The organism is Shimia sp. (assembly GCF_049116215.1).
Classification (GTDB): domain Bacteria; phylum Pseudomonadota; class Alphaproteobacteria; order Rhodobacterales; family Rhodobacteraceae; genus Shimia.
This window is the reverse complement of record NZ_JAGDZB010000002.1, coordinates 91,278-116,936: the sequence shown is the minus strand read 5'-3', so window position 1 is coordinate 116,936 and position 25,659 is coordinate 91,278. Positions and strand designations below refer to the sequence as shown.

29 protein-coding genes and 1 tRNA gene are annotated in these 25,659 nt (G+C 57.9%); 11 read left to right on the top strand and 19 right to left on the bottom strand.

Annotated elements, in window-relative coordinates; genetic code table 11:
• Window positions 1–18 precede the first annotated feature (18 nt).
• The 3 genes from JXR15_RS06170 (at window position 19) to JXR15_RS06160 (ending at window position 1,823) form a co-directional block, all read left to right on the top strand.
• Window positions 19–810 (top strand): segregation and condensation protein A, encoded by a 792-nt coding sequence (locus JXR15_RS06170; protein ID WP_422052813.1) that lies wholly within the window; start codon window positions 19–21, stop codon window positions 808–810.
• Window positions 811–820: 10 nt separating this feature from the next.
• Window positions 821–1,507 (top strand): SMC-Scp complex subunit ScpB, encoded by a 687-nt coding sequence (gene scpB / locus JXR15_RS06165; RefSeq protein ID WP_422052812.1) that lies wholly within the window; start codon window positions 821–823, stop codon window positions 1,505–1,507.
• 85 nt (window positions 1,508–1,592) lie between these two features.
• On the top strand, window positions 1,593–1,823 hold the full coding sequence (locus JXR15_RS06160; protein WP_422052367.1) for a hypothetical protein: 231 nt from the start codon (window positions 1,593–1,595) through the stop codon (window positions 1,821–1,823).
• 6 nt (window positions 1,824–1,829) lie between these two features.
• Here the strand turns inward: JXR15_RS06160 and JXR15_RS06155 are convergent, their stop codons facing one another.
• From JXR15_RS06155 to JXR15_RS06120, 8 genes are all read right to left on the bottom strand, one after another.
• On the bottom strand, window positions 1,830–2,906 hold the full coding sequence (locus JXR15_RS06155; protein WP_422052366.1) for a 2'-deoxycytidine 5'-triphosphate deaminase: 1,077 nt from the start codon (window positions 2,904–2,906) through the stop codon (window positions 1,830–1,832).
• A 58-nt stretch (window positions 2,907–2,964) separates the two neighbouring features.
• Window positions 2,965–3,041, bottom strand: a tRNA-Pro gene (locus JXR15_RS06150).
• 73 nt (window positions 3,042–3,114) lie between these two features.
• Window positions 3,115–4,512, bottom strand: a complete 1,398-nt coding sequence (locus JXR15_RS06145) for a MerR family transcriptional regulator (protein WP_422052365.1) — start codon at window positions 4,510–4,512, stop codon at window positions 3,115–3,117.
• A gap of 15 nt (window positions 4,513–4,527) precedes the next feature.
• On the bottom strand, window positions 4,528–4,830 hold the full coding sequence (ihfA, locus tag JXR15_RS06140) for an integration host factor subunit alpha (RefSeq protein ID WP_164646352.1): 303 nt from the start codon (window positions 4,828–4,830) through the stop codon (window positions 4,528–4,530).
• 120 nt (window positions 4,831–4,950) lie between these two features.
• Entirely contained in the window at window positions 4,951–5,925 is a 975-nt protein-coding gene (locus JXR15_RS06135; protein WP_422052364.1) for a beta-ketoacyl-ACP synthase III, read from the bottom strand.
• Window positions 5,926–5,948: 23 nt separating this feature from the next.
• Window positions 5,949–7,034 carry a phosphate acyltransferase PlsX gene (plsX, locus tag JXR15_RS06130; protein ID WP_422052363.1) on the bottom strand — a complete coding sequence of 362 codons (1,086 nt, stop codon included), beginning with the start codon at window positions 7,032–7,034 and terminating at the stop codon, window positions 5,949–5,951.
• A 20-nt stretch (window positions 7,035–7,054) separates the two neighbouring features.
• Window positions 7,055–7,261: a 50S ribosomal protein L32 gene (gene rpmF, locus JXR15_RS06125; RefSeq protein WP_294224507.1), complete on the bottom strand. Its 207-nt coding sequence runs from the start codon at window positions 7,259–7,261 to the stop codon at window positions 7,055–7,057.
• A 139-nt stretch (window positions 7,262–7,400) separates the two neighbouring features.
• Window positions 7,401–7,961 carry a YceD family protein gene (locus JXR15_RS06120; RefSeq protein WP_422052362.1) on the bottom strand — a complete coding sequence of 187 codons (561 nt, stop codon included), beginning with the start codon at window positions 7,959–7,961 and terminating at the stop codon, window positions 7,401–7,403.
• A gap of 118 nt (window positions 7,962–8,079) precedes the next feature.
• Here JXR15_RS06120 and JXR15_RS06115 point away from each other — a divergent pair, with 118 nt between their 5' ends.
• From JXR15_RS06115 to JXR15_RS06105, 3 genes are all read left to right on the top strand, one after another.
• Complete coding sequence (locus JXR15_RS06115; RefSeq protein ID WP_422052361.1) at window positions 8,080–8,553, top strand: outer membrane protein assembly factor BamE; 474 nt, start codon at window positions 8,080–8,082, stop codon at window positions 8,551–8,553.
• A gap of 84 nt (window positions 8,554–8,637) precedes the next feature.
• The gene (locus JXR15_RS06110) at window positions 8,638–9,378 is read left to right on the top strand and encodes a GNAT family N-acetyltransferase (RefSeq protein WP_422052360.1); all 741 of its coding nucleotides are present in this window, start codon (window positions 8,638–8,640) and stop codon (window positions 9,376–9,378) included.
• 49 nt (window positions 9,379–9,427) lie between these two features.
• On the top strand, window positions 9,428–11,242 hold the full coding sequence (locus tag JXR15_RS06105) for an ABC-F family ATP-binding cassette domain-containing protein (RefSeq protein ID WP_422052359.1): 1,815 nt from the start codon (window positions 9,428–9,430) through the stop codon (window positions 11,240–11,242).
• A gap of 101 nt (window positions 11,243–11,343) precedes the next feature.
• Here JXR15_RS06105 and JXR15_RS06100 read toward each other — a convergent pair whose 3' ends face one another.
• The 4 genes from JXR15_RS06100 to JXR15_RS06085 all read right to left on the bottom strand — a co-directional run bounded on the left by JXR15_RS06100 (window position 11,344) and on the right by JXR15_RS06085 (window position 16,470).
• Window positions 11,344–12,852 carry a leucine-rich repeat domain-containing protein gene (locus JXR15_RS06100; RefSeq protein WP_422052358.1) on the bottom strand — a complete coding sequence of 503 codons (1,509 nt, stop codon included), beginning with the start codon at window positions 12,850–12,852 and terminating at the stop codon, window positions 11,344–11,346.
• 239 nt (window positions 12,853–13,091) lie between these two features.
• The gene (locus JXR15_RS06095; RefSeq protein WP_422052357.1) at window positions 13,092–14,270 is read right to left on the bottom strand and encodes an MFS transporter; all 1,179 of its coding nucleotides are present in this window, start codon (window positions 14,268–14,270) and stop codon (window positions 13,092–13,094) included.
• A gap of 354 nt (window positions 14,271–14,624) precedes the next feature.
• Entirely contained in the window at window positions 14,625–15,383 is a 759-nt protein-coding gene (locus JXR15_RS06090) for a hypothetical protein (protein WP_422052356.1), read from the bottom strand.
• 196 nt (window positions 15,384–15,579) lie between these two features.
• Window positions 15,580–16,470 carry an AraC family transcriptional regulator gene (locus JXR15_RS06085; RefSeq protein ID WP_422052355.1) on the bottom strand — a complete coding sequence of 297 codons (891 nt, stop codon included), beginning with the start codon at window positions 16,468–16,470 and terminating at the stop codon, window positions 15,580–15,582.
• Window positions 16,471–16,629: 159 nt separating this feature from the next.
• Between JXR15_RS06085 and JXR15_RS06080 the strand changes: the two genes are divergently transcribed.
• Window positions 16,630–17,583, top strand: coding sequence for an SDR family oxidoreductase (locus JXR15_RS06080; RefSeq protein WP_422052354.1), 954 nt, complete (start codon window positions 16,630–16,632; stop codon window positions 17,581–17,583).
• Between the two features lie 198 nt (window positions 17,584–17,781).
• Here JXR15_RS06080 and JXR15_RS06075 read toward each other — a convergent pair whose 3' ends face one another.
• Window positions 17,782–18,798 (bottom strand): ribose-phosphate pyrophosphokinase, encoded by a 1,017-nt coding sequence (locus JXR15_RS06075; protein WP_422052353.1) that lies wholly within the window; start codon window positions 18,796–18,798, stop codon window positions 17,782–17,784.
• A gap of 107 nt (window positions 18,799–18,905) precedes the next feature.
• Here JXR15_RS06075 and JXR15_RS06070 point away from each other — a divergent pair, with 107 nt between their 5' ends.
• Genes JXR15_RS06070 through JXR15_RS06060 form a run of 3 tightly spaced genes read left to right on the top strand, consistent with a single transcriptional unit; the run spans window position 18,906 to window position 20,683 of the window.
• Window positions 18,906–19,505 (top strand): 2-hydroxychromene-2-carboxylate isomerase, encoded by a 600-nt coding sequence (locus JXR15_RS06070; protein ID WP_422052352.1) that lies wholly within the window; start codon window positions 18,906–18,908, stop codon window positions 19,503–19,505.
• Between the two features lie 16 nt (window positions 19,506–19,521).
• Window positions 19,522–20,322 (top strand): alpha/beta fold hydrolase, encoded by an 801-nt coding sequence (locus JXR15_RS06065; protein WP_422052351.1) that lies wholly within the window; start codon window positions 19,522–19,524, stop codon window positions 20,320–20,322.
• Between the two features lie 46 nt (window positions 20,323–20,368).
• Entirely contained in the window at window positions 20,369–20,683 is a 315-nt protein-coding gene (locus JXR15_RS06060) for a hypothetical protein (protein WP_422052350.1), read from the top strand.
• A gap of 79 nt (window positions 20,684–20,762) precedes the next feature.
• Here the strand turns inward: JXR15_RS06060 and JXR15_RS06055 are convergent, their stop codons facing one another.
• From JXR15_RS06055 to JXR15_RS06030, 6 genes are all read right to left on the bottom strand, one after another.
• A complete protein-coding gene (locus tag JXR15_RS06055) occupies window positions 20,763–21,446 on the bottom strand; it encodes a hypothetical protein (RefSeq protein WP_422052349.1) in 684 nt (227 codons plus the stop codon).
• A 229-nt stretch (window positions 21,447–21,675) separates the two neighbouring features.
• Window positions 21,676–21,894, bottom strand: a complete 219-nt coding sequence (locus JXR15_RS06050; protein WP_422052348.1) for a DUF6500 family protein — start codon at window positions 21,892–21,894, stop codon at window positions 21,676–21,678.
• Between the two features lie 4 nt (window positions 21,895–21,898).
• A complete protein-coding gene (locus tag JXR15_RS06045; RefSeq protein ID WP_422052347.1) occupies window positions 21,899–22,948 on the bottom strand; it encodes a threonine aldolase family protein in 1,050 nt (349 codons plus the stop codon).
• Entirely contained in the window at window positions 22,948–23,445 is a 498-nt protein-coding gene (locus JXR15_RS06040; protein WP_422052345.1) for a YcgN family cysteine cluster protein, read from the bottom strand. Before JXR15_RS06040 ends, JXR15_RS06045 begins: the two co-directional genes overlap by 1 nt.
• Window positions 23,442–24,374, bottom strand: coding sequence for a bifunctional riboflavin kinase/FAD synthetase (locus JXR15_RS06035; RefSeq protein ID WP_422052343.1), 933 nt, complete (start codon window positions 24,372–24,374; stop codon window positions 23,442–23,444). Before JXR15_RS06035 ends, JXR15_RS06040 begins: the two co-directional genes overlap by 4 nt.
• 52 nt (window positions 24,375–24,426) lie before the next feature.
• On the bottom strand, window positions 24,427–24,792 hold the full coding sequence (locus JXR15_RS06030) for a winged helix-turn-helix transcriptional regulator (protein ID WP_294113445.1): 366 nt from the start codon (window positions 24,790–24,792) through the stop codon (window positions 24,427–24,429).
• Window positions 24,793–24,886: 94 nt separating this feature from the next.
• Here JXR15_RS06030 and JXR15_RS06025 point away from each other — a divergent pair, with 94 nt between their 5' ends.
• Window positions 24,887–25,657: a nuclear transport factor 2 family protein gene (locus tag JXR15_RS06025; RefSeq protein WP_422052342.1), complete on the top strand. Its 771-nt coding sequence runs from the start codon at window positions 24,887–24,889 to the stop codon at window positions 25,655–25,657.
• The last annotated feature ends 2 nt before the right edge of the window (window positions 25,658–25,659 follow it).

Genomic DNA, 25,659 nt, shown 5'->3' with positions numbered 1-25,659 from the left:
CTAAACAAAACTCTCCAGATGTCCTTTGAGGACGAACAGGAGGAGATATCTGTTGCCGAACGCATGGCAGCGGAAGCTCTGATTGTGGATGTGGACGGGTTTGAGGGGCCGCTTGACCTGCTGCTCACGCTGTCACGCACGCAGAAAGTGGACCTGCGCAAGATCTCGGTTCTGGAACTGGCCAAGCAGTATCTGGATTTTGTGGAACGCGCCAAACGGCTCCGGCTGGAACTTGCGGCGGACTATCTGGTGATGGCGGCGTGGTTGGCGTTTTTGAAGTCACGCCTGCTCTTACCGCCTGATCCAACCGAAGAAGGTCCGTCGGGGGAGGAGCTTGCGGCGCATTTGGCGTTCCAATTGGAACGGCTGCAAGCAATGCGCGATTCGGCGGCGAAGCTGATGGCGCGGGATCGGCTAGGGCGTGATTTCTTCGCGCGCGGTGTGCCGGAAACCGTGGAGCGTGTGCGGAAAGTGACCTTCACAGCAACCCTGATGGATTTGATGCAAGGGTACGCGCGATTGCGCACCCGCGATGAGTTCCGCCCGTTTATTCTGGATCGCGAGTCCGTGTTCACCATGGAAGAGGCCTTGGAGCGTATGCGCGGTCTGATTGGATATGCCGGAGCGTGGACCGATATTCTGAGTTATTTGCCTGTTGGCTGGGAAAATGATCCTAAGAAACGGCGTTCGGCCACCGCAGCAACCTTTGCGGCGTCACTGGAGCTGGCCAAGGAAGGCAAAGTGTTTATCCGTCAAAGCGAGACCTTTGCGCCGATTGAAGTACGAAAGAGAGACGGCAGGGATGAGTGACGATATCAATATGTCGGAGCCCGGTGCGGGGGATGCGCAGAGCGCGCCGCAGCAGGAGGAAAGCCTGTTTGAGGCGCCGCCGATTGCGGAGCAAGAGCGCATGTGCGAGGCCATCCTGTTTGCTAGTGCGGAGCCAGTGAGCGTCAAGGAAATGAACAACCGCATGCCGCATGGCTGTGACGCGGCGGAGGCCTTGGTGCACTTGCGCAAACGCTATGAGGGACGGGGTGTGCAGGTGGTCAAGGTTGGTGATGCCTGGGCGATGCGCACAGCACCGGACCTTGGGTTTCTCATGCAAAAAGAGACCGTAGAGACACGTAAACTGTCCCGCGCGGCTGTCGAGACCTTGGCCATCATCGCGTACCATCAGCCGGTGACACGCGCAGAAATTGAAGAGGTCCGTGGGGTGAGTGTGAGCCGTGGCACGGTGGATCAGCTGCTCGAGATGGAGTGGATCCGGTTTGGGCGGCGCAAGATGACGCCTGGGCGTCCAGTGACCTTTGTGGTCACGCCGCAGTTTCTGGATCACTTTGGCCTCTCCAGCCCGCGCGACTTGCCCGGCCTAAAAGAACTGCGGGCAGCGGGACTTCTGGAAAACCGCCCGCCGCCTGGCACAATTCCTTTGGGCGTGAATTCGGTTGAAGACGATGATGGAATGGTCATCGACGAAGGCCAGTCCGAGATGTTTGAGGATTAAGGCTGCGCCAAAAATGGTCTGAAGCCCTATTATTGGCGCATTTGATGCTTAGATTATGATCAAGACAACGGGTGGAGTGACTCCTATGAATGCCAATCAACTGATCAATATGGTGACCCGGATGGTGATGCGCCGTCTGATCAACGGCGGCATTAATGCGGGGATCAATGCCGCTTCCAAAGCGCATAAGGGTAAGGCGCCAACAGAGCCGGGGCCTTGGGGAGACAAACCGCAATCCCCTAAAGCTGCGCCTCAGTTTGATGCAAAACGGGCGAAGCAAGCCATGCGGGTGACCCGCAAGATTGGCCGTTTCTAAGCCCTCTTAGCTGGCTTTGAAGTGCTTGCTGAGCTTCAGGCCCTGACCTTGATAATTTGACGCGATGCCAGAGCCGTAGAGCTGCTCTGGTACCTCAGCCATGCGCTCATAGACCAGGCGACCCACCACCTGACCGTGTTCAAGCACAAAGGGGGCTTCGTGACAGCGCACTTCCAAAACACCGCGTGACCCTGTGCCGCCAGCGGCGTCATGGCCAAACCCGGGATCAAAGAAACCGGCGTAATGCACGCGGAACTCACCCACCATGGCCAGAAACGGCGCCATCTCTGCCGCGTAGGCTGGTGGAATGTGCACGGCTTCGCGGCTTACGAGAATATAAAACGCGCCTGGGTCCAGAATGATTTGACCGTCGGAGCTGTGCAGCTCTTCCCAATAATCCGCGGGATCGTAGTGACCAATATTGTCCAGATCGATCACGCCGGTATGTGGTTTGGCTCGATACCCAACCAAAGTGCCCTCAGAGGGCTTCAGATCGACAGAGAACCCCAATCCATCGTCGATCACGGCGGCGCCGTTCACTAGCGGGCTTCGGTCATGCAACACAGTCAAATCGGCATCGGTCAGAATGCTCTGGCCTTTGCGGAAGCGAATTTGGTTGAGGCGCATGCCGGGGCGCAGAAGCACAGAGAAACTGCGTGGACAGATTTCGGCATAAAGCGGCCCAGAGTAGCCCGGTGCAATGCGGTCAAACTCAGTGCCACCATCGGTGATGGTGCGGGTCAGCAGATCAAGACGGCCTGTGGAGCTTTTGGCGTTGGCCACCGCTTGCACATCGTCAGGCAGCGCGAGGCTTTCCATCAGCGGCACGACGTAAACACAGCCTTTTTCCAACACGGCGCTGTTGGTCAGGTCGATGCGGTGCATTTCAAATTCGGACAGTCGATCTTGGACGCTGCGCCCATTGCCCGCCAGGAAAGACGCACGCACGCGATAAGCAACGGTTCCTAAGCGCAAATCAAGAGATGCCGGTTGAACCTGGCCCTCAGCCACTGGCTCTGTGACCGATATTTCGCCGGTTTCCAGCATGGTTTCAATGGTTTGGCTCGGAATAACACCGGTCATTGGGTCGTCTCCAGGTACACAAAACGCCCGGGCCTTGCGGCACACGGGCGGTTTTGATTGGTCGGGCTAGCAGGACTCGAACCTGCGACCTTCCGTCCCCCAGACGGACGCGCTACCAGGCTGCGCCATAGCCCGACGATGGGCTGTTCATAACGAAATTGCGGGCGGGAGCAAGTCTTAAAATGCAAGTTTTGTCTCGCCCTGATATTTAGCCAGCTTTGCTGTGAAGCGCCTCAAGGCGTGCCAGAAGATCGGCCGCGCGAGAGGCGTCTTTGCGGTCTACGGTCACCGGTTTGGTCAGCATCAGCAAGAAGTCGTCTCGCGCGGTTTCGCGGGCGACGAGGGTTTCCAAATCAGGTGCGCTGGATGGAGATGTGGCGGAAGGCTCATTGGCCGTCTCTGTAGGCGCTTGTGGGGGCGGCGTTGGCGCGGGCGCAGCGGCCTCAGGGCTGGACTGAGTGCTGGTCGTTGGCGCCTCTACAGAGTTCGCACTGTCGATGGACGGTACATCCGAGGCGTCGCTCATTGCTGAAGTGGACGGAGGCGCACCGTCGTCGCCCTCGGCAATAGGCTCAGGCACAAAGGCAGCAGTCGGTGCGTTTGTTTCCGGTTCCGAGGTAACCTCCGGGGACTGGATAGGCGCCGGGGCGGCTGGGTCCGAGGACGTAAGCTCGTCAAGCGGCGCGGCCTCTGTCGTATCGGACACCGCTGGCGACGTGTCGTCCGCAGCCTCGGTCGGGGCGGGAGCCGCCGGAGTGTCCAGCGAGGCAAAAAGATCGTCCATTGGCGGCAACTCTTTAGAACTACCAGAGCCGGCCCCCGCTTCAACCTTAGGGGCTTGTTCCGATTCCGCCGCTGCGGTGGGCTCTGCCTGGTCTACTTCCGGAACTTGCGCGGGGTTGGTCAAACCTGAGGGTAGGGGGTTTGTATCAGACGGAGCTGCGGGCACATCATCTTCGATTTTGACCAGAAGATCCTCCGGAATGCCCGCGTTGTCGTCTTCCTCGACGCCTTCAACGGAACTCTCAACATCCGGTTCGAGATCATCCGGTGCCGTGTAAAGCGTTTCTTCGGACGTCTCCTCTCCGGTGTCTTCCTGGACGGCAACGGTCTCTTGATTGATGACATCTTCAAGCGGTGCGTTGGCCTCTGGCGCGTCCTCAAGGTCTTCGTCACCGGCCTCTATAGGCTCGTCTTGCTCAGCCTCAATTTTAGGGGGTTCGTCTTGAGGGATGTCGGCTTGCGGTTCTTCCAGCAGTGTCTCGACTGGCTCCTGGCCTGTGTCTTCGGTCACATCTTCTGCAACCGCTTCCACTGGCTGGGCTTCCTCGTCTACAGGGCGGGACAGGCTAGAAACGTGTTTGACGCCTTTCTCCCGCAACAGCTGCTGCGCCTCTTTGATCGGCATGCCGTCTTCGTGCAGAAGTTTCTTGAGGCCGCCCAATAGCTCCATGTCTTGTGGGCGGTAGTACCGCCGCCCACCGGCACGTTTCACAGGTTTGACCTGTGAAAACTTGCTTTCCCAAAAGCGCAGGACATGCGTTTGCACGTCAAGCCAGTCAGCGACTTCGCTAATAGTGCGAAATGCCTCACGCGATTTGGCCATGGAGTTTGTCTCGTCTTATTTTTTGTTGCCGGCTGCGACGCGATCTTTCATCAGATGCGACGGTCGGAAAGTCAGGACACGGCGGGGTTGGATCGGAACCTCCTCGCCGGTTTTCGGGTTGCGACCGACGCGGGCTGCCTTGTCCCGTACACTGAACGTCCCAAAAGAGGAAATTTTGACCTGCTCACCTTGCACCAAGGCATCGGACATATGGGTCAGAATGCTCTCGACCAGTTGTGCAGAATCGTTTCTGGACAGGCCTACTTCGCGAAACACTGCTTCGCTGAGATCCATCCGGGTCAATGTCTTGTCAGTCATGTGGTCCCCCCTGCCGGTACACGTTTCAAAAACCATAGGGGCAAGAGAAATTGGGAGTCAATGATTTGCACGGGAAGCGCGGCGATTATCTGCAATATTCGCCAACCACTTAGGCCGGTTTTACCAGCGCAGAACCACAGCGCCCCAAGCCAAGCCGCCACCAATTGCTTCGGTCACCAGCAAGTCGCCTTGTTTAATTTTGCCTTCGGCAACGCCAGTGGATAGGGCAAGCGGGATCGACGCAGCTGATGTGTTGCCGTGGTCCTGTACGGTCACAATCACGCGCTCCATCGGGACGCCTAGTTTTTTTGCGGTGCCCTGAATGATCCGGATATTGGCCTGGTGTGGGACAATCCAATCCACGGCTCCATCGGTTAAACCAACCTTTGTCAACGCGGTGTGTGCAGTTGAAGTAAGCTTCTCAACTGCCTGGCGGAAAAGAGCATTTCCCTGCATGCGCAGCTTGCCAGCGTCGCCGGTTGTGGACACGCCGCCATCAACAAAAAGCATGTCTTTGTAGCGGCCGTCAGAGTTTAGGTCGGCACTCAACACGCCACGATCGGCGTTGTTGCCGGCACCGTCTTGCGCCTCCAGAATCAGCGCACCGGCACCGTCCCCAAACAGCACACAAGTGGCGCGGTCGGTCCAATCCATGATGCGGCTGAAGGTTTCTGCCCCAATCACCAGAACACGATTGGCCTGACCGGACAGGATTAGAGCATTGGCATTGGTCAATGCGTAAACAAACCCGGCGCAGACCGCTTGAACGTCAAAACCGAAGCCGCGCGTCATGCCAATCTTTTGCTGCACCATTGTGGCAACAGATGGAAAGGTCAGATCTGGTGTGGACGTCGCCACAACCACCGCGTCGATGTCATCGGCGGTTAGGCCTGCATTTTCCAAAGCCGCCTTGGCTGCCAAACTTGCAAGATCAGACGTTGTCTCATCGTCGGCCGCAAAGTGCCGCCGCTCGATACCCGAGCGGGTGCGAATCCACTCGTCCGAGGTGTCCAGAGATTTTTCGAATTCGGCGTTGGGAACGACCCGTTCCGGCAAGTAGTGGCCAACGCCTTTAACCACGGCGCGTGTCGTCATATCAGTGCCTTGCTATTTTATTGTTATTCGTTTGTGCTGTCAGCATCTTGCGGCAGAGAAACGGCAGATGCAACCCGCGCCGCAAGCTTTTCAGAGAAGCCCGATTGCGCCAGTTTGAAGGCGAGTTTAACCGCAGCGGATACGCCTGTGGCATCCGACGACCCGTGTGATTTCACCACAGTGCCGTTCAGGCCCAGGAACACGCCGCCGTTGACGCGTCGGGGATCAATGCGTTTGTTGAGACGGTTCAGTGATGTATAGGCCAGCAGAGCAGCCAAGCGCGACAGAGGGGAGAACTTGAAGGCTTCCTTAAGCAATGAGCCGATTAGGCCTGCGGTGCCCTCTCCAGTTTTCAGGGCGACGTTGCCAGTGAACCCGTCGGTAACAATCACATCAGCTTTGTCGGCGGGCAAATCATTGCCCTCTACAAAACCGACAAAGTCGTAATTTGCATTCCGGGCGTTGCGGGCGATGAGATCATGCGCCAGCTTGAGCTCGGTGCGGCCTTTGTGCTCTTCGGTGCCCACATTGAGCAAACCAACGCGAGGGCGTTCCAGGTCCATGCCGTTGCGGGCATAGGAGGCGCCCATCAGCGCGTATTGCAACAGATCATGCTCATCGGCGCTGATATCTGCGCCGGCGTCGAGCATTATGTTGAAGCCCTGAGGCGCGCGGGAGGGCCAGAGTACGGCAATGGCCGGGCGATCCACGCCGAGGATTTTTCGTAGCCGGACAACGGAGAGCATCATCAAGGCGCCGGTATTGCCACAACTGACCACGCCGTCGGCTTCGCCGCTGCGCACTGATTCCAATGCGGACCACATAGACGTGGTTTTAGAGCGGATCACATCACGGGGTTTGTCTTCCATCGACACCACGTCAGCGGCGTCGCGAATCTCAACCCGGCCATCCAGAATGCGCTTGCGCGTGACCAGCTTCTCAAGCTCGTCTTTGGGGCCGTGCAAAATGAAAGCAATGTCTGGGTTGATCTTCGCAGAATGCGAAATGCCGGCAACAACAGCTGCCGGCCCGCGATCGCCACCCATGGCGTCAACTGAGATCACTGTGCGCCCGCTGCCGGGGTTTGCTGTTTGCGCCAAACCGGTCATGCGGGCTCAGATCCCGTTGTTTATGCTGCGTCTTCGTCCAGATCGACGTCTTCAACCATCGCAACGACTTCACGGTCGCTGTAGTGGCCGCAAGAAGCACATACGTGGTGCGGGCGCTTCAGTTCGCCACAGTTCTCACATTCGTTTGGGTTCGCTGCAACCAGGGCGTCATGTGCACGGCGGTTGTTGCGGCGCGATTTCGATACTTTGTTCTGCTGGACAGCCATGTCGCAACCTTTGATTTACTTGGGGGCCGGAGCCCGGTTTCCTGAGCGTTCGGAGCCTCTACGCGGTAAGCGCGCCCGAGTCCAACGCTAAATTCGAATGAGCGCGCGAAAATACTGCGATTTCCGCACAACGCAAGCCCTATTCGTCCTCTTTTGAGCCCAGCTGGTCACGTAAGGCTGCCAATCCGGCAAAAGGGCGGACGTCTTCGTCTGTCATGGCCTTTTTTCCGGCCTCCGTAAAGACGGCTTCTTGCAATTCAGCACCGTCTGCACGTGGAAATTGCGGAATGTTGAGAGCCAGCGCCTCGTGCAGGATCGCTTCAACGTCGATATGTGTTTCCAAAGGCTCAGAGTTTTCGTCTTCGGGCATTTCGACTTCTTCGTCATCGTCAGGCAATTCGGGCATTTGCGCGAGGAAACGGCGCTCGATTTTCTCATCGATCCGAGTTGTGACCGATTCCAACGTGACCACGCAGGGCTGCACAACAGTGGCACCCAAGACACCAACCAACTCCCAGTCATTTTTGCCGTACGCGCGTATCTCGCCGGTAAATACAACTTTGCGCAAAGTTGTGAGACCAAGCGCGTCGGCCAGTGCGCCAAGCTCCTGGGTGTTTGGCCGCAGGTCAAAGCCGGTTGGGCGATTCTGTCGAAGGTCGGCCACGCGGAATGTGGAGGAGGGGGAAGCGCTTGAAGACATAATTCTGACTTTGAGTTGAGATCGGTTGTGTTTTGGACACGTGTTGTCATCTTGAACCATACGCGTTCCTTCTGTAAGCGAGATAAAAGGCAAGACGGGCCAAGGCAAGAGGGCAGGCATGAAGATGCGAACCAAAGTGATCAAATATGCGGTCATGGGAGCGGCCATGCTGTCCTTGGCATCCTGTGCCACGCGCTATCGCAATCATGGCTATGTCCCGACCGAAGAAGAGCTCGCGTCCATCACGTTGGGTGTGGACACGCGGGACACGGTTGTCGAGACCTTCGGACCACCGTCCGCCTCCGGGGTTCGGGACGACAGTGGCTATATTTATGTGCGTTCGCGCATCAAACATTTTGGCCCAACGCGCCCCGAAGTTGTTGATCGTCAGGTGGTGGTTATTGGGTTTGACACCAATGGCATAGCGCGGAACCTTGAGCGTTACGCCTTGGAGGATGGGCGGTTTGTGCCGTTGCAGCGTCGTATCACTGACAACGGGATTGAGACCGGTGGTTTGTTGCGTCAACTGGGGGCAAACATTGGCAACTTTGGGCCATCTGGCGCGCCAACCGCGAGCAACGGAAGCTTCTAAACTGCCAGCGTGATCCAACCTTGTAGGTTTGTCATTCGGATGTCACCGCTATCTCTGATAGGCTGGCGCCGGAAAGGGATGCAGATGGATGAGGCGATTCAACAGGTTGGTCGATACCGTGTGCGGGTTTCGCAAACAGCGCGTGACCTGCAGGCTGCGCAACGGCTGCGCCAATTGGCTTTTTACGGCGATGACACTGCGCTTGATGTGGATGCGTATGATTCACTCTGCCAACATTACCTGATTGAAGATGTCTCAAATGGGAGATTGGTTTGTGTTTTCAGGATGTTACCTCTCAACGGCGGGGCAGACATCAATCGCAGTTATTCGGCACAGTTTTATGAGCTGGAGGCATTAAAAACCTATCCTGGCCGCATGGTAGAAATGGGGCGGTTTTGTATGCATCCGGAGGTACATGATGCGGACGTGCTGCGCATCGCTTGGGGCGCTATGACCAGCTATGTGGATGAAAACAATGTGGAACTGCTGTTTGGCTGCGCCTCCTTTGAGGGCACGGACACCAGCGGCTACCTTGATAGTTTTGCGATGTTGCGCGATCGGCATCTGGCGCCAAAGCGATGGTTGCCGCGGGTGAAGGCGCCCAATGTGTTTCGCTTTGCCTCCCGGTTGCGGCGTCAGCCCAATCTCAAGGCGGCGCAGTTGAGCATGCCACCCATGCTGCGTAGCTATCTTTTGATGGGTGGTTGGGTCAGCGACCATGCGGTGGTCGATCAGAAAATGAATACGTTACATGTGTTTACCGGCGTTGAGGTGAAGGCGATCCCGGCGGCCCGCAAACGACTTTTGCGGGCTTTGGCCTGCTAGCCGCGTAGGCGCGGTTGACGGGGCGGCGTCTGCGGGCTAGGCGCATGCCATGGCACGTATACCTCTTTTACAGATGAGCGATATCTCCCTGACATTTGGCGGAGATCCGGTTTTTGATCAGTTGAACCTTGTGGTGCAACCCGGCGATCGGGTGGCGCTTGTAGGGCGCAACGGGTCGGGCAAATCCACCTTGATGAAGGTGATGGCCGGGTTGGTGGAACCAGACCGCGGCGACATCGTTGTACCACCGGGCGTGAGCGTGGGGTACATGGAGCAAGATCCTGATATGAAAGGGTTTGCCACGCTTGGTGATTTTGCTTCTGCGGCTTTGGAGCCGGGAGAGATGTACAAGGTTGAGCGCGCAGGTGAAGGGTTGAAGTTTGATCCGGCACGCGCGGTTGAGACGGCCTCTGGGGGGGAGCGGCGGCGGGCAGCTTTGGCGCGCCTGATGGCGGAAGCGCCAGAACTGATGTTGCTGGACGAGCCCACAAACCACCTCGATATTGAGGCGATTGCCTGGCTTGAAGAAGAACTGAAGGCAACCCGTGCAGGCTATGTTCTGATCAGCCACGACCGGGCATTTTTGCGTGCTTTGACTCGTGCAACCCTTTGGATTGACAGGGGAATGGTGCGTCGTCAGGAGAAAGGCTTTGAGGACTTTGAAGCCTGGCGCGACAAGGTTTGGGACGAAGAAGACCTGCAGCGCCACAAGATGGATCGCAAGATCAAGGCTGAGGCGCGGTGGGCTGTGGAAGGCATCAGCGCGCGGCGTAAGCGCAACCAAGGGCGTGTGCGGGCGTTGAAAGATCTGCGGTCGGAACGGTCTGCGATGATCAAGCGACAGGGCTCGGCGGCGATGGAGCTGTCGGCGGGACCGAAGTCTGGTAAAAAAGTGATAGACGCCAAAGGCTTGGCGAAGTCCTATGATGGCAAGAGCATTGTTCAGGACTTTTCGCTGACAGTTCAACGCGGAGATCGTGTTGCCTTTGTAGGACCAAACGGTGTGGGCAAAACCACGTTGATTAAAATGCTGATGGGCGAGCTGGAACCGGATGCGGGAACCGTGTCGTTGGGCACCAATCTGCTGCCGGCTGTGTTTGATCAGGCGCGGGCCAAGTTGGATCCGGAGATGACGCTTTGGGACAGCCTTACAGGCGACCCGGAGATGCGGGTGTCGGGCAAAGCCGATCAGGTGATGGTACGTGGGAACCCCAAGCATGTTGTTGGATACCTTAAGGAATTTCTGTTTGATGACCGTCAGGCAAGAGCGCCGGTGCGGTCTTTGTCGGGGGGCGAAAAGGCGCGGTTGTTGTTGGCGAAACTGATGGCCAAGGAGAGCAATCTTCTGGTCATGGATGAACCAACCAACGATCTGGATGTGGAGACCCTCGATCTTCTGCAAGAACTGTTAGATGACTATGACGGCACCGTACTGTTGGTCAGCCACGACCGGGATTTCCTCGATCGGGTGGCCACCACAACCATTGCAATGGAAGGCAATGGGCAGGCGGTGACCTATGCAGGAGGCTGGTCTGATTATCGCGCGCAACGTTTGGATGATGCGCCGAAAAAAGGTGAGAAATCAAAGCAGAAGGCAGAAAAGGCAAAGGCCGAAAAAGCCGCGCCTGCGGCTGGTTTGAGCTTCACCGAGAAGCATCGGTTGGAGGCATTGCCGGGTGTTATGGGACGGCTTGAGGCGGAGATCGCCAAGCTGGAAGAATTTATGGCGGATCCGGAGTTGTTCTCAAAGGAGCCGGTGAAATTCCAGAAAGCCACAGAGGCGTTGGTGGAGCGTCAAACGGCGTTGCAAGACGCGGAGGAGGAGTGGCTGTTGTTGGAAGAAAAGGCCGAAAGCAACGGCTGATTTTCACGTCGGTAAGACGTCGGTATTGCGTCTGCTTTGCGACTGTCCACAGTTTTTGAATATGTTGCGGCGTCACGGCGCCGCAACTTTTGATTTACGTCTCAAGCGTCCGTGCGTTCGCTGGACTCGGCTGCCTGATCTTGAAGTAGCACCACAACGCGATTGGCCATCAGGTGCCGGGTGTGGTCGTAGTCCCGCCCATTGGAGCTCGCCGCCAAGGCGTCTAACTCGTGCATGCTTTGCAATGCGGGCGTATCATTGAGTGCCAAGGTGCAATAGGGGCTTGGCTTTGTGAATTTTGGCAACGTGAGCAGGACCGAGAGGTCGGCGACCTGGCTGCCGGAGATGTCGAGCTGTTCCAGATAGGGCAGCGAGCGCAGCGGATAGAGGTCGTTAACCGCGGTTCCGGTACACCTTAAGTTCTTGAGCAACCTGCATCGCTGAAGTCCATTGATCGAGCTGATGTTGGTGCCAGAGAGACTGAGGTTTTGTAAGTTGGGCAGTTCCGGCCACGGCGCGCGCATCTGGTGGTCTAAGTCCTCCGCCAGCTGGAAATGCAGCGTCCGCAGCGTGTCACAGTGCTCCAATGGGCCGAGGTCCAGATCCGGGTCAGCGCTTTGCAGCAACAGGTAGGCAAGCTTGCGCAGGGACGCGACGGGCGCGAGGTCACAATGGGAGACCGAGCCAATTGACAGATGGTTCAGTTCGCTCAGAGGGGTGACAAAACTGAGATCGGTGATCTGGCCAAGTGATTGGATGGTTAGGGTTTCCAGCCCAGCGGCCTGAGACAAGGCGTTAAACCGTGTGGCCGGGGTGTTCCACAGCGACAGGGTTGTGAGCGCGGGCAGGGTGCCCAGGGCGGAAAGGTCGGTGGTGTCCGCGCCAAACAGGTCCAGCGTGTCCAGCAGTTGCAAGTTGGCAAGCGGTGTGATGTCGACCTTGCCGTCACAGCGCAGGGACAGCGTGGTGAGCGCGTCTGCCTGTGCCAGCGGCGTCAACGATTGGCCCTGGGAAACGCGGGTTTTGAGGTCTGTCAGGTTTGGGCTTTGGGTGAGCGCGGGCAGCGTATCACATAAGGCCAGCAGGTCAGCCTGCTCCAGGCAGGGCAGAGCACCGAGGTGGACCGGCTTGCCCGGATGAGAGATTTTGAGCCGCCGCAGGTTGGGCAGGTCGGGTAAGGTCACGTCAATGTCGGACGGCAGCGACAGATTGAGTTCTTTCAGCTCTGGCAGATCTGCGAGCGGCGACAGATCCGTGACCGGTGAGGCGATGATTTCCAGCGCCTGCAAGTTGGGCAGTCCGCGCAGCGCGGCAATATTCGTGATGGGCGTGTGGCGGATGCAGAGTTTGCGCAAATGAGGCGCAAGCGCGGAGACTTCCGGCAATAAGCGGCCGTTGTCGCCAGAGATCACCATTTGACGCGCACGGGCCTCTTTGTGGCGCTCTAGGCTCCAGGCAAAAAAGGCGGCGGGATCGGCCGGCGTGCCCGTTGGTGTAGGGGTGGTTTTGCGACGCGCCCGCACCTGCGGACGCATGCGTTGTTTGAGGCTCTGTTTGGCCACGGAGAGGAAAGATTGGATTTTTAAACTGGTCAGCACGTGAGAACTCATCAACGGCGCCTGAGAGTGGGAAGGCGCGGGGGGGGAAAAGAAGTCAGGAGCGTTAGTGGAGGTTCAGTCTACTGCGGAACGGCCTAGGGACAACTCACTTTTTGGTAAATTTCGGTGGTTTTTGGGGGGGTGCCCTGTCCCAAAGGCGTAAGGCTCTGAACTTGCCTATAAAACAAAGGCACCCGCCTGCGCGTGGCAGGCGGGTGTGGGCGGTCTTGAAGGTTAAGAACGATCAGGACTTAGGCAGGGACCGTCTTTTGCAACTCCGGCTGTGGCGTCAAATGACGGGCCATCACAAAGCTGAGGCAGAGGCCTGGCAGCAGCGCGGCCAAGGCAAGGGAGATGCCAAAGTGGTCTGCCAATAGGCCGATGATGGGCGGGGCGACGACATTGGTGCCGATCGCCATGACCGACAAGAAGGCAATGTTGTCGGCGTCATGTTCATCTTCCAGTGCGGCGGCGGCAGACACGGCCAGCGGGAAGCCAACCGAAAGGCCAAGTCCAATGAAGGCAAAGCCGACAAAAGACGCCAGTGGCGGGAAAGGCGCCACCAGGATCAGCAGGCCGATGATGGCCAGGCCGACGTTCATACGTGCGAGATTGGTGCTGCCCATGCGGGTTTTCAGGTAGTCTCCAATGAAGCGGCCAAAGGCAACAAAGGCGGAAAACACGGTGATTGCAAGACCTGCGGTGCTGGTGCCTTCGGGCAGGCGTTCAGCCATATAAACGGCGCCCCAGTTGGCCATTGCACCCTCTGCCATGGTCACGGAAATCACAAAGAGCACAATCAAGAACAGGGTTGTTGGGTAATCGCGCAGCTTGCGGCGTTTGGTTTTGCTCGGGGTGTCAGCAGATTGCGGGCGCAGGTTGGGCAGCGGGCGTGCCAACCAAAGGGCCAGGAGGGTTGTGGCTGTGGTGAGGGTCAGCACGGTGATCACCGGCGAGACCGCGGTCGTGAAAATGGCAGCCAAGAAAGAGCTGACCGTCAGGCCAAGCGCCCAGAAGCCGTGGCAGCGGTTCATCACCGATTTCTTTGCGGCCTTCTCCAGCTGACCCGCGTAGACGTTGAGCGCCACATTGAGGAAGGTCATCGCCGCGCCAAAGACCAGCAGCGCCAGGAACAAAGTGATGTGGTCCACCGCGAGAAGTGGCAGGACAACGGTCACCGCCTGAACTGGAAACATGGTGAGCAGGACTTTGGGCGCGCCATGTCTGGCCACAATTTTGGCGGCAAACTTTGACATAAATACAAAGGCCATGGGCAGGCCGAGCAGCGCCAGCGCCAGCTGTGCGTTGCTGAGCTCCAAATTGGATTGCACAAACGGAATATGAGGCAGCCATCCGCCAAGCGCGAAGGGATGCAGGAAGAACAGCGCCATAATGAGGCGCACGGTCCCTGAGGACAGTGTTGGGGGCATGTGAGAGAGTCCTGTTGGCGGATATGTCCGACAGCTAGACCCAAAGGGGAGACGGGAACAAGTCACATGCGTGCATTTCTTTGCGAAAAACAACCTAAAGGGTATTTGAGTTGGGTTTTGCTCTACTCTGTCAGAAAATTGGTTGGGTTTTTTGAGGGCAATTTTGACGGGTCGTCTGGGACTGGAAAGATTCGGGGCGGGCGGGAATGGGGGCGGTGCAGGACGCGGGCCTCACCGCGCTAAGCAACCAGCCCAGAGCGGACCCTTGGCGTGGTCTTTTCACGCAGTGATTATCGTCCGCTTTATCGACAGTCCGATCACCATTGCCAGGCCCCTTTAAAGCCGCGTCAGCCGTTAGCTTGGAAAGATCTTTTTGAAGTGGGTGTCAAAATAGTCCCAAGAGTAGACCGCTTTGTTGCCGGCATAACCTTCGTAGTAAGATTTGCCGGTCGAGGTGGGCAAGCCCGCCCAAATCTTGGCAAGATTGAGCATAAAGGTCGCGCGCGACATCTCGGCGGACTGGAAATCGCTGAGTCCGGCCTCTTCCAGCAACTGGTGGGCCAGCTGGTCCTGTATCTCCGGGCTGAATATCTTGTCGTGCGGCACTTCCTGATGGCGGACAAGGCGGCGCAGGGTGGCGGGGATGAACTGATAGCGGCCAATTGCATGGGGCTGTCCCGGGGTGTTGTCGATCCACTGATAGATCTCGGCGATGGTCATTTTTGTGGGGGGCGCGGCAGGCTTGATCCGGGCGCCATATTGCACGGCGTCATAGCCAGCCTTGCCCGCTTCCGCCCCGGCAATCAGGGTCATCAGCTGCTTGGCGGCGGACGGCAGGACCTGCGTTAGCACTGGCGCAAAGAGGCCGCCGGTGGCACGGCCCCGGAACAGGCTGGCAGTGCCGGGGCGCAAGGCCAGTGCGCCGCGGCTGGTATCGGCGTCCGTCGGTTGCGCGAGGGCAGGTTGTTGCGGTTCACGGGGCGACGTGTCGTTGAAGGAGGCGCGTTGCGCAAAGAAACCGTTCTGAATCAGGGAGACGCTATTGGCCTGCGCTTGGGTCGCCAGGAGGCTGACAGAGAGAAGCGCAAGACGCAAAGAGGAGGCAATCGACATAGGAACCGGCTTTCTGCTGGCGAGGTGTTTCACGCGGACTATGCAGAAAGAGGCTTGATAAAGGGTTTACTGGGGGAGGGTTGGTTTGGATGGGGTTTGGTTTGCGAACTGAGCCGACATGTGGCTCGATGCACCTAGTCTTGATTGCACCACTTAAACTGGAAAATCGCTATAGACATATGTCAACCAGCGCACCTTAGTTCAGTCGTTGAGGCACCTGTGTTGCGTTGCTCCATTGCCGGGGCGACTGCCCGTACATGCGCTTAAACTCACGGCTGAATTGAGATGCGCTTTGGTAGCCCACGTCCCAGGCTGCCTCCGACACGTTCATTCCTCCCGCGATCTTCATCGCGGCGTTGTTGAGCCGCATGGATTTCACGAATTGTATCGGGGACATAGTCGTGGCTTCTTTAAAACGTCGATGGAACACCGCCCTGCTCATGCCGACGTGGGCGGCCATATCGTCGATGGTGACCTGTTCGTTGAGGTGGGTTGCGAGGTAGTCAATGGTTCGCGCGATTTCGTTACCGACACCAAAGGCACGTCTTGCAGCTCCCCCGGCCTCGCCCATGAGGACCGCGTAACACAGTTCGCGCAATCGTCCCGCTCCTAGCACCACCAGATCATTAGGTTTCTCGAGTAATTCGAGAAGCCGCTGCAGTGCCTGTGTGAAGCCGACATCCCAGGACGACAATGCCAAAGCCGAAGGTGCACTTCTCTGCGCTGGTCGAGTGCCACCATCGGCTGTTTCAATTTCCAAGGTGAGTTCGCGCATCGTTCGTGGATCCAAAGTGATCACGACGCCGAGCAGTGGGATCGCTTCGGATGCCTGTGGCGTACCAGCCTCCACTGGCATAGTCATTGGGCATAGCAGGTATTTGTCGCTGCTATAGGCATGGCGCTTACCATCCAAAACGGCCTCTTTCGTGCCACTGAGAATGGCCACAACCGTGGGCTCGTAGATTGCGGGTACGCAGGGCATGGCCTCGGTCACTCGAAAAAGCTGGACCCCTTTCAAGGCGGTGTCGACAAGGCCGGCCTCGGGCAGGCGGCTCTCGATGAGGTCTTTGATCTGATCTTTGCTCATGCACACTAGCTGACAGAGGACTTGTGCCTTTGCAATAGGTGCGAGACGAATGGGCAAGAAATTAAGAGAATGTCGCCTGTTTCCATGCCGTATCAGATTGTATCTGTGCATCCAGGCATAATCACCCAGAACAGCCAGCGCGGGCTGACAGGAGAAAAAATGGCAGATACCACATACGGCCCCAAAGGCTGGACACCCGAGCGCCTCGAAGATCAATCAGGCAAAACCTACCTTATCACCGGAGCCAACGCCGGTGCTGGCTTTCAGGCTGCACGCACGCTTCTCAAGAAGAACGCAAAGGTGGTGATGTTGAACCGCTCGGCCGAAAAATCTGCTGCGGCAATTGCGGGCTTGAAACAGGAACTCGGGGCGCAGGTCGATGTGAGCTTTATCCGCATGGATCTGTCCGTTCTGGACAGCGTGCGCGAGGCCGCCGACGAAGTCTTGAAGACCGTGCCCCGCATCGACGCGCTGATCAACAACGCGGCCATTGCGCAGGTTCCGACGCGCAAACTGACCGTCGATGGCTTCGAAAGCCAGCTAGGCACCAACCACTACGGACATTTTCTGCTCAATGGTCTGCTTTTTGAGCGCATCGCCGAAAGTGATGGCCGTGTCGTGGTCGTTGCCAGCCTTGGCTACAACATGGGGCTCAAGACCATCAAGTTCGATGACATGAATTGGGATCAGGGCTACGGTGCAAATACCGCTTACTCGCAGAGCAAACTGGCGCAGATGATGTTCGCCTATGAACTGCAGGACCGTTTGGCCACGGCTGGACGCAAGGATGTCGAGGTCTTTGTATGTCATCCGGGGTCGTCTGCCACATCACTGATCTCCACTAGCGGCAGTCGAACAATGCGTTTCATCTGGTGGTTGATGACCAAGACGCCAATGGTCCAGACTGCTGAGCAAGGCTCAAACCCTGAGGTCATGTGTGCGACCGAAGGGGCGCTGACCGAGCAACGCGCTTTATACGGCCCAACGGGTCGTTTGGAAGCCGTTGGGCCAGTCGGCAAAGGCACACTGAACGCGCATGCTCATGACAAAGCCGTCATGGCTCGTCTTTGGGATGAGTCTGAGAAAGCGGTCCGCTTCGAGTGGAAACTCTGACCAGTCACACTCGGTAGCTGCCAGCGCCCTGTACAGCAAGTGGACGTTGGTACGCTGTGCAGCATTTGTCGTTGTGAGGTCCTCACTGGCGTCCGTTGCGATTTCGGTTAATGCGGCCCCAGGGTGGACAGCACACCAAAACAAAAAAGCCCCGACGTCTCCGTCGGGGCTTTCTCTATCTCAATTGACCCGCTCAGATCAGGCTTTGAACAGGCCTTCGTAGGCCGGTTCCAGCGTCTCTGTCTCAAACAACGAGCTCACGGACGTGCCGTTGGCTGTGTTCAGGATCGCCTGGGCAAACATCGGGGCGGTGGGCACGATGCGGATGTTGGCGGCGCCTTTCACGGCCTCGGTGGGCTCGATGCTGTCGGTGATGACCAGAGACTTCATCACCGAGTTGGTGATGCGCTCAATCGCCGGGCCGGACAGAACACCGTGGGAGATATAGCTGTGCACCTCGGTGGCGCCGTGCTCGATCAGGACTTCGGCAGCTTTGCAGAGCGTGCCGGCGGTGTCGCAGATGTCGTCTACGATGATACATTTCTTGCCTTTGACGTCGCCGATCACGGTCATCTCGGCGATCTCGCCCGGCTTCTCGCGGCGCTTGTCGACGATGGCCAGCGGCGCGTTGATGCGTTTGGCAAGTTCACGAGCGCGGGCCACGCCGCCCACGTCCGGGGAGATGATCATGACGTCTTCGAGCTGGTCTTTGAACTGCGCCTTGATGTCGAGCGCAAACACTGGCGAGGCGTAGAGGTTGTCGACCGGGATGTCGAAGAAGCCCTGAATCTGCGCAGCGTGCAGATCCATGGTCAGGATGCGCTCGATGCCAGCTTCAACCATCATGTTGGCGACCAGCTTGGCGGTGATGGGCGTGCGGGCCTTGGTGCGGCGGTCTTGGCGGGCGTAGCCGAAGTAGGGGATCACAGCGGTGATGCGGCTGGCCGAGGAGCGGCGCAGAGCGTCGGACATCACCAGCAGTTCCATCAGGTTGTCGTTGGCCGGATTGGAGGTCGACTGGATGATGAACATGTCTTCGCCGCGCACGTTGTCGTAAACTTCGACAAAGATTTCTGCGTCGTTAAAACGCTCTACACGGGCGTCGATCAGGTTGACGTTGCTGCCGCGGTGCATCGACATGCGCCGCGCGATGGCGCTGGCAAGCGGTTTGTTGGCATTGCCAGTGATCAGTTTCGGTTCAAGAATGGTGGCCATAGCGCGGTAATCCCCAGGTGGCTTTGGTGACAGATTCGTGACGTTGCACTCGCCTTAACATGGCCCTAACGTCGCGCAAAGCGACGTGCGAGCTATGGGAGGCAAAAATGGCCACGATCACCTATTATTTCTCAACAATTTCTCCATACACCTATCTTGCAGGCACCCGTCTGGAAGAGATCGCAGCGAAACACGGTGCGGATATTATCTATAAGCCGCTCGATATTGTTGCGCTTTTTGGCCGCACGGGGGGCACGCCACCCAAAGAACGTCACGTCAGCCGACAGGAATACCGCGCGCAGGAATTGGTGCGGCAGGCTAAGAAGTTGGGCATGGAGTTTAACCTGAAGCCGGCGCATTGGCCCACCAATATGGCGCCGTCGTCTTATGCGTTTATCGCGGCGGCCAATGCGGGTGGCGGTGATCTGGGTGCTTTGGCGCATGGGTTTACGCGGGCGTGCTGGGCTGAGGAGAAGGACATTGCGCAGGATGACGTGATCCGCGCCTGTCTGGTTGAGGCCGGGTTTGAACCGGCGCTGGCGGACAGCGGGTTGCTGGTGGGGGCGGAGACCTATGCCCGCAACCTGGATGAGGCGATGGACGCGGGGGCCTTTGGCGCGCCGTTTTATGTGACCGACGATGGGGCACGGTTCTGGGGACAGGACCGGTTGGACGATTTGGACGCGCATTTGGCGGGTGAGTTGTAAGGACACTTTAAGGACCATGGCATTGGACACCAGAAAGACGCCCGACATGCATTGGCGTGTGTTGGGGCAGGGGCCGCGTGCGGCTTTGGCGCTGCATTGCAACCTTGGGCACTCGGGCGCCTTTCGCGGCATCGGCGCGGCGCTGGACGATCTGTTGACCATTCAAGCGCCGGACATGCCGGGCCATGGGCGTAGCGCAGCGTATGTGCCGGGTACGTTGACCGGGCAGACCATGTTGGATGCGATATTGGCGCGTCTGGATGGGCCGGTGGATGTGATTGGGCATTCCTACGGCGGGCTGCTGGGGCTGCGGTTGGCGATTGAGCGGCCAGATCTTGTGCGTTCTTTGTCCTTGTTTGAGCCGGTGACAATGTTGGCGGCCAAGGCGGCTGCGCCGGAGGCCGTGGCCAAGAATGATGCGCATATGGGGCAGGTGTTTGCCCTCAATGACGCTGGTGATCCGGAAGCGGCGGTACGCATGTTTGTTCAGGAATGGGGCGATGGCACGCCGTGGGAGGCGTTGCCGGAAGAGACCCGCGCGACGTTCACGCGGCAGGTGCCGTTTGTGGTGGCCTCTCAGCAAGATGTGCTGGAAGACGTTGGCACCATCATGCCGCGACTGGGCAAGATTGCCGTGCCGGTGGTGGTGATGGACGGGGCGGAGAGCCCTGCGATCATGAAGCCGGTTTGTGATGGGGTTGCTGCTGCTGCGCAGAATGGGCGGCGGGTGACCGTGGCTGGCGCGGGGCACATGGGCATGATTACCCATGCGGATGTGGTGGCGGCTGAGGTGCGGCGGACGCTGGAGTGCTTTTGATTAGGATGAGTTTAGAACCTTTTTTGTGAATGATGGTGGGTGCACTGTGTCAGATCGACAAGAGTTTGATTGGGGCAGTTGGAAGCGCATTGATTGCGCAGAAGCGTTGAGCCTTTTGGTACAGCTGAAAGTCGAAGTGGGGAGGCGTCACCCGCTTTGGAATTGCTTGCATCGAACAGAAGTGCTTGCCAGAGACAGCGCCTCTGATGACGTTTTGATCGAAATAACCGGGACCAGCGGCGTCGCGCTATTTGTGGTGCATTTAACATGGTCACAAGCCGTGGACGCCAACGGCGTTTTTCCAGGCGTTGCAGAGTTGGGTGTTGCCGCTGTGCCAAGTGAGCTACGTTCAGAGAGCTAAAACTGCGTCCGAACCGAGGGGCTAGGAAGCGAAGCGCCCGCCCCGTGGGGGCGGCTGAGGTACGGCGGACGGTTGAGCGTTAGCCGAATTTTGCTGCAAGCTCCAAAAAAATGCGAGGGTAACCGGACGTGATTGATTTCAAGGTGAGGATGGTTTTCTGATACTCGGGTCCAACCAATCCCACTTTGCGATGATACCGGAGGCCGCTGTCTGTAACCCCCGCCAATTTCAAGGCAACCACCGCGTGGTCGCGCGCCTCAGGTTTTTGTTTTGAATGATTGCGGATAATGGCATGTGAGGCATGTAGAATAAATTGTTCCACAACATGCGTTATGCCACGTTTCGAAAACTCGAGTTCCGCTCTCGTCAATGTTTCCAGAGCAAATGAGAATTCGCTTTTAAGGGTCTTTCTTGCGATTAGGTACGGTGCGTCCAAAAGCGCCATAAATGGGAAGAATGGCTTGTCACACTCGTGCTTCAAGATCTCTCGGTAAGCTTCCAAGGCGGCATCAAAGTCTTTCAACTGCTCGTGGGCTTTCGCGGTCGCGTGTTTGACGTCGAGGTCCCAAGAGCGATCACTTCGGGTTTCAAAATAGAATTTGCCTAATCCAAGAGCCGCGTGCGGATGCCGTTCCGTTAGGCAAAGAATCTGAATTTTGAGGTATTGATCTCTTTGGCTGCGAGCGTTGGACAATTTGCTGTGGAAATTCCGTTCAATGTCCGGGTTCCATACTTCATTCCTGTACCAGTCTTCACTTTTCATCACTTACGAATATCCGTCTGAAGGACACAGGTAAAGGTTGCAAAGAATAGATCCTTAGTCCGGGATAATTTGGTGTACCTACGGAATTTGAATTTGGTGGCGCACGAACCGAGGGGCTGGAAGCAAAGCTCCTACCCCGTGGGGGGCGGTTCACCTCTCGGGAGCTTGCTGCGCAAGCCCCTTCCGGCCAACGGGGCGCTGCCAATGCACAGCATTGGCAATAAGGAGGTTATTTGCCTGACAGGATCATGTCTCGAATTTTGGCCGCCTTTTCAAAGTGATCCAACTCGTGGGTTTGGATCCACCATGTGGCAGCTTCCATCAGCAGTTCCGAGTTGTCGTTCTTGTTAGCAAAGAAGGCATAGAAGGACAGGCCGACGGTCTCGCCTTTCTTGACGATTTTGTCGTTGCAGATCTGAACCGCTTTAGCGCGCAGGCTGTCTCTCATTGGATTACTTGCCCGCTGCCAGATCGAGGAATTGGTCGATCAACTCTTTGCTGAGCGACCAGTCGCAGACCAAACGCGCGGTGACCATCTCGGCGTCGTCACCTTCTAGCGTGCCGTCCCAGAGGTGGTAGACCGCGCCGGCGTCCAGCAGGCGTTTGTGGGTGGCGCGGGGCAGGGCGACAAACATCATGTTTGCCTGTGGCGGGTATTTGAATGTCGCTCCGATGGCGCGCAGGCCGCCTGCGAGATGGGCGGCGTTGGCGTTGGCTTTGGTGGCGGCTTCGATCCAGACGTCGTCTTGCAGGTAGCCGAGCATTTGCGCGGAGAGGTAGCGGTGTTTGGAGAACAGGTGGCCGCCGCGTTTGCGGCGTAGTTCAAATTCCCAGGCGTGTTTGGGATCAAAGAAGATCACCGCTTCGACTCCCATGCAGCCATTTTTAGTCCCGCCGAAGCTGACCGCATCAACACCGGCTTTCCAGGTCATTTCCGCAGGTGTGCAGCCTAGCGCAACCATAGCGTTGGTGAAGCGCGCGCCGTCCAGATGCACGGGCAGGTCGTAGGATTTGGCGACATCACAGAGGGCGGTGAGTTCGGCGAGCGTGTAGACGGTGCCGTATTCGGTGACCTGCGTGATCGAGACGGGGCCACGTTGTGGGCCGTGAACACCGCGGGTTTCTTCGCCTTGGATGGCGGCGCGCAGGGAGGCGGGTGTCATTTTGTCGACGTCTTTGTCTGCCGCCAGCGTGAGCTTTGCCCCACCGGTGTAAAACTCAGGTGCGTTGCACTCGTCTTTGTGGATGTGGGCCACCTCCGTGCAGAAGATGGTTTGCCAAGGATCACAGAGGGTTGCGAGCGCCAGTGAATTTGCGGTGGTGCCGGTGGAGACCAGATAGACCGCCGCCTCTGGGGCTTCAAAGATCTCGCGGATTTTGGCGGTGACCTGCGCCATTTCCACGTCATCGCCATAGCCCATGGCATAGCCTTCGTTGGCTTTGGTGATGGCGGCGAGGACCTCGGGCAGTGCGGCGCCGGAGTTGTCAGAGGCAAAGTGCATTAGGAGGGCTCCTCGATGATAAAGTCTTCCCACTGCTCCAGCGGGGTGTCGAATTCGGACACGGTTTGATGCTGCACCGAGACGCCTGCGTCATGCACCGTGTCCGGTGTGCCAGAGATCAGAGGGTGCCAGTCGTGGAGCGGCTTGCCTTCCCAGATCAGGCGGTAGGCGCAGGTTTGCGGCAGCCAGTAGGCGTGCTCGTCGATGTTCTTGGGGGTCATCACGATGCATTCCGGCACAAACTGGTGGCGGATGTCGTATTGGGTGCAGCGGCAGGTCTCATCGTCCAGCAGGCGGCAGGCGACGCGGGTCAGGGCGACCTCGCCGGTGTCTTCATCTTCGAGCTTGTTGAGGCAGCATTTGCCACAGCCGTCACAAAGCGCTTCCCACTCTTTGTCGTTGAGCGAGGTCAGCGGTTTCTTTTCCCAGAAGCGTTTGGCCAGGCCATGGCGCGCGATGGGATCGCTGGGGGCTTTGAGGAACGGGGGACGTGTCATAGGGCGTTTAGGATCTTGCGGGCTTGGTCACAGTCGGCGCCCATCTGGGCGATCAGCGCGTCTAGGCTGTCGAATTTCAGCTCAGGGCGCAGGTAATCGACGAGGCCAACAGACAGCGTGTGGCCGTAAAGGTCGCCTGAGAAATCAAAGAGATAGGTTTCGATGTTGGCTTTGTTTTCGCCAAACATTGGGCGTGTCCCAATGGAGGCCGCGCCAAAGTAGCTGCCGTGATGTGGGCCATCGAGCACGTCGACCAACACGGCATAGACGCCGTATTTTGGCTGGTGCAGATCGTCGATGGACATGTTGGCAGTTGGGAAGCCAAGCTCGCGGCCACGTTGTTCGCCGCCAATCACCGGGCCGTCGATGCGGTGCCAGTGGCCCAGCATATTGGCGGCGTCGCGTGGGCGGCCATCGGAGAGGGCCTGGCGGATGGAGGTGGAGGAGACTTGGCCGTCGCCGCCTTGCACCAGCGGTGCGATGGTGACGCCAAAGCCGTAGGTTTCGCCAAAGGCGACAAGGTCCTCGGCGGTGCCTTTGCGGCCTTTGCCGAAACAGAAGTCTGCACCAACCACCACATGTGCCAAACCGAGGCCTTGGGCGATTACATCACGGGCGAATTCTTCTGGTGTGAGGCTGGACAGCGCGGTGTTGAAGGGCAGCTCATAAAGCTTGTCGACGCCAAGTTTCTCCAGGCGGTGCGCGCGGGTCTCGGCGCTGGCGAGACGGAAGGGCGGGGCGTCCGGTGCGAAATACTCGCGCGGGTGTGGCTCAAACGTCATGATGCCCAAAGGCGCATCGGGTGCGGCTTTGCGGGCGAGGTCGATCACCGATTGGTGGCCCAAATGCACGCCGTCAAAATTGCCAATCGCGACGCTGGCGCCGCGATCTTGAGGGGTCACAAACTGATAGTCGCGAATGATCTGCATGTGGCAGGGTTAGCCCCTTGATTGCTCAGGCGCAAGAGAGGACGGCGTGGCGTTACTCGGCGGCGCGGGCGCGGGCTTCGGAGATGTCGCCAAAGTTCTGCGCCGCCCAGCCAACTAGCGGTTTGAGCACACGCAACAGGTCAAAGCCTTGCTCGGTCAGCGCATAGGACACGGCCAGCGGCGGGCCAGGATGTACGGTGCGGGTGAGATGGCCGTCGCGCTCGAGCAGGCGCAGGTTCTCGGTGAGCACGCGTTGGGTGACATCACCGATGGCGCGTTTGAGCTCGCCAAAGCGCAGCTCCCCGTCCTCTAAAGTGAGCAAAATCAAAAGGTTCCACTTTGCAGTGACTTTGGTCAGGACAGAGCGGACCGGGCAGTTTTCAGCCTCTTCTTTGGTGTGGGCGGTTACTTTGACCATACCTGGTTCCTTTAAGGTGCGTAATTGATACTTGGTGCAAAATTCATACCGTCTTGCCATACATGCAACAAGCTGATTCGAGAGGCTGACCAAAATGACCATCACCGAAACCGTGCTGAACGCGTTCTCCGCGCTATTCATCCAGTTTGACCCGGAGGCGGCCAGCGCGCTGTTGGCGCCGGACTACATTCAGCACAATCCGGCTGTGCCCACCGGCGCGGCGCCGATTGTGGGCTTTGTGCCGGTGATCCAGCAGAGCGGCATGACGGCAACCACGCACCGGGTTATCACCGAGGGCGATCTGGTGGTGATGCACAACACCTTTGACAATGCGCAAGCCTTTGGGGCGGAGACGCTGGTGGCGTTTGATGTGTTCCGGGTGGCGGACGGCAAAGTGGTGGAGCATTGGGACAACCTGCAGCGCTTGGCGGGGCCGAACCCGTCAGGTCGGACCATGACCGATGGGGTCACAGAAATTGTGGACCGCGATAAGACGGCGGAAAACAAGGCGCTTGTGAGTGCGTTTGTGACCGATGTTTTGCACGGGAAGGCTCCTGAGAACATCGCTAACTACATCTCCACGGAGACGTATCTGCAGCACAATCCACAGATTGCAGATGGCTTAGAAGGTCTTGGTGGGGCGCTGCAGATGATGGCGGAGGCTGGCATCGAGATGCGCTATGACGCGACGCATATGATTGTTGCGGAAGGGAATTTTGTTTTCGCTGCGTCAGAGGGCGTGCTGGGTGAGGCGCATACCGCGTTCTTTGACCTGTTCCGAGTTGAGGACGGCGAGATCGTGGAACATTGGGGCACGGTGAGCGAGATCCCGGCTGAAATGGCGCATGAGAACGGCAAGTTCTAAAG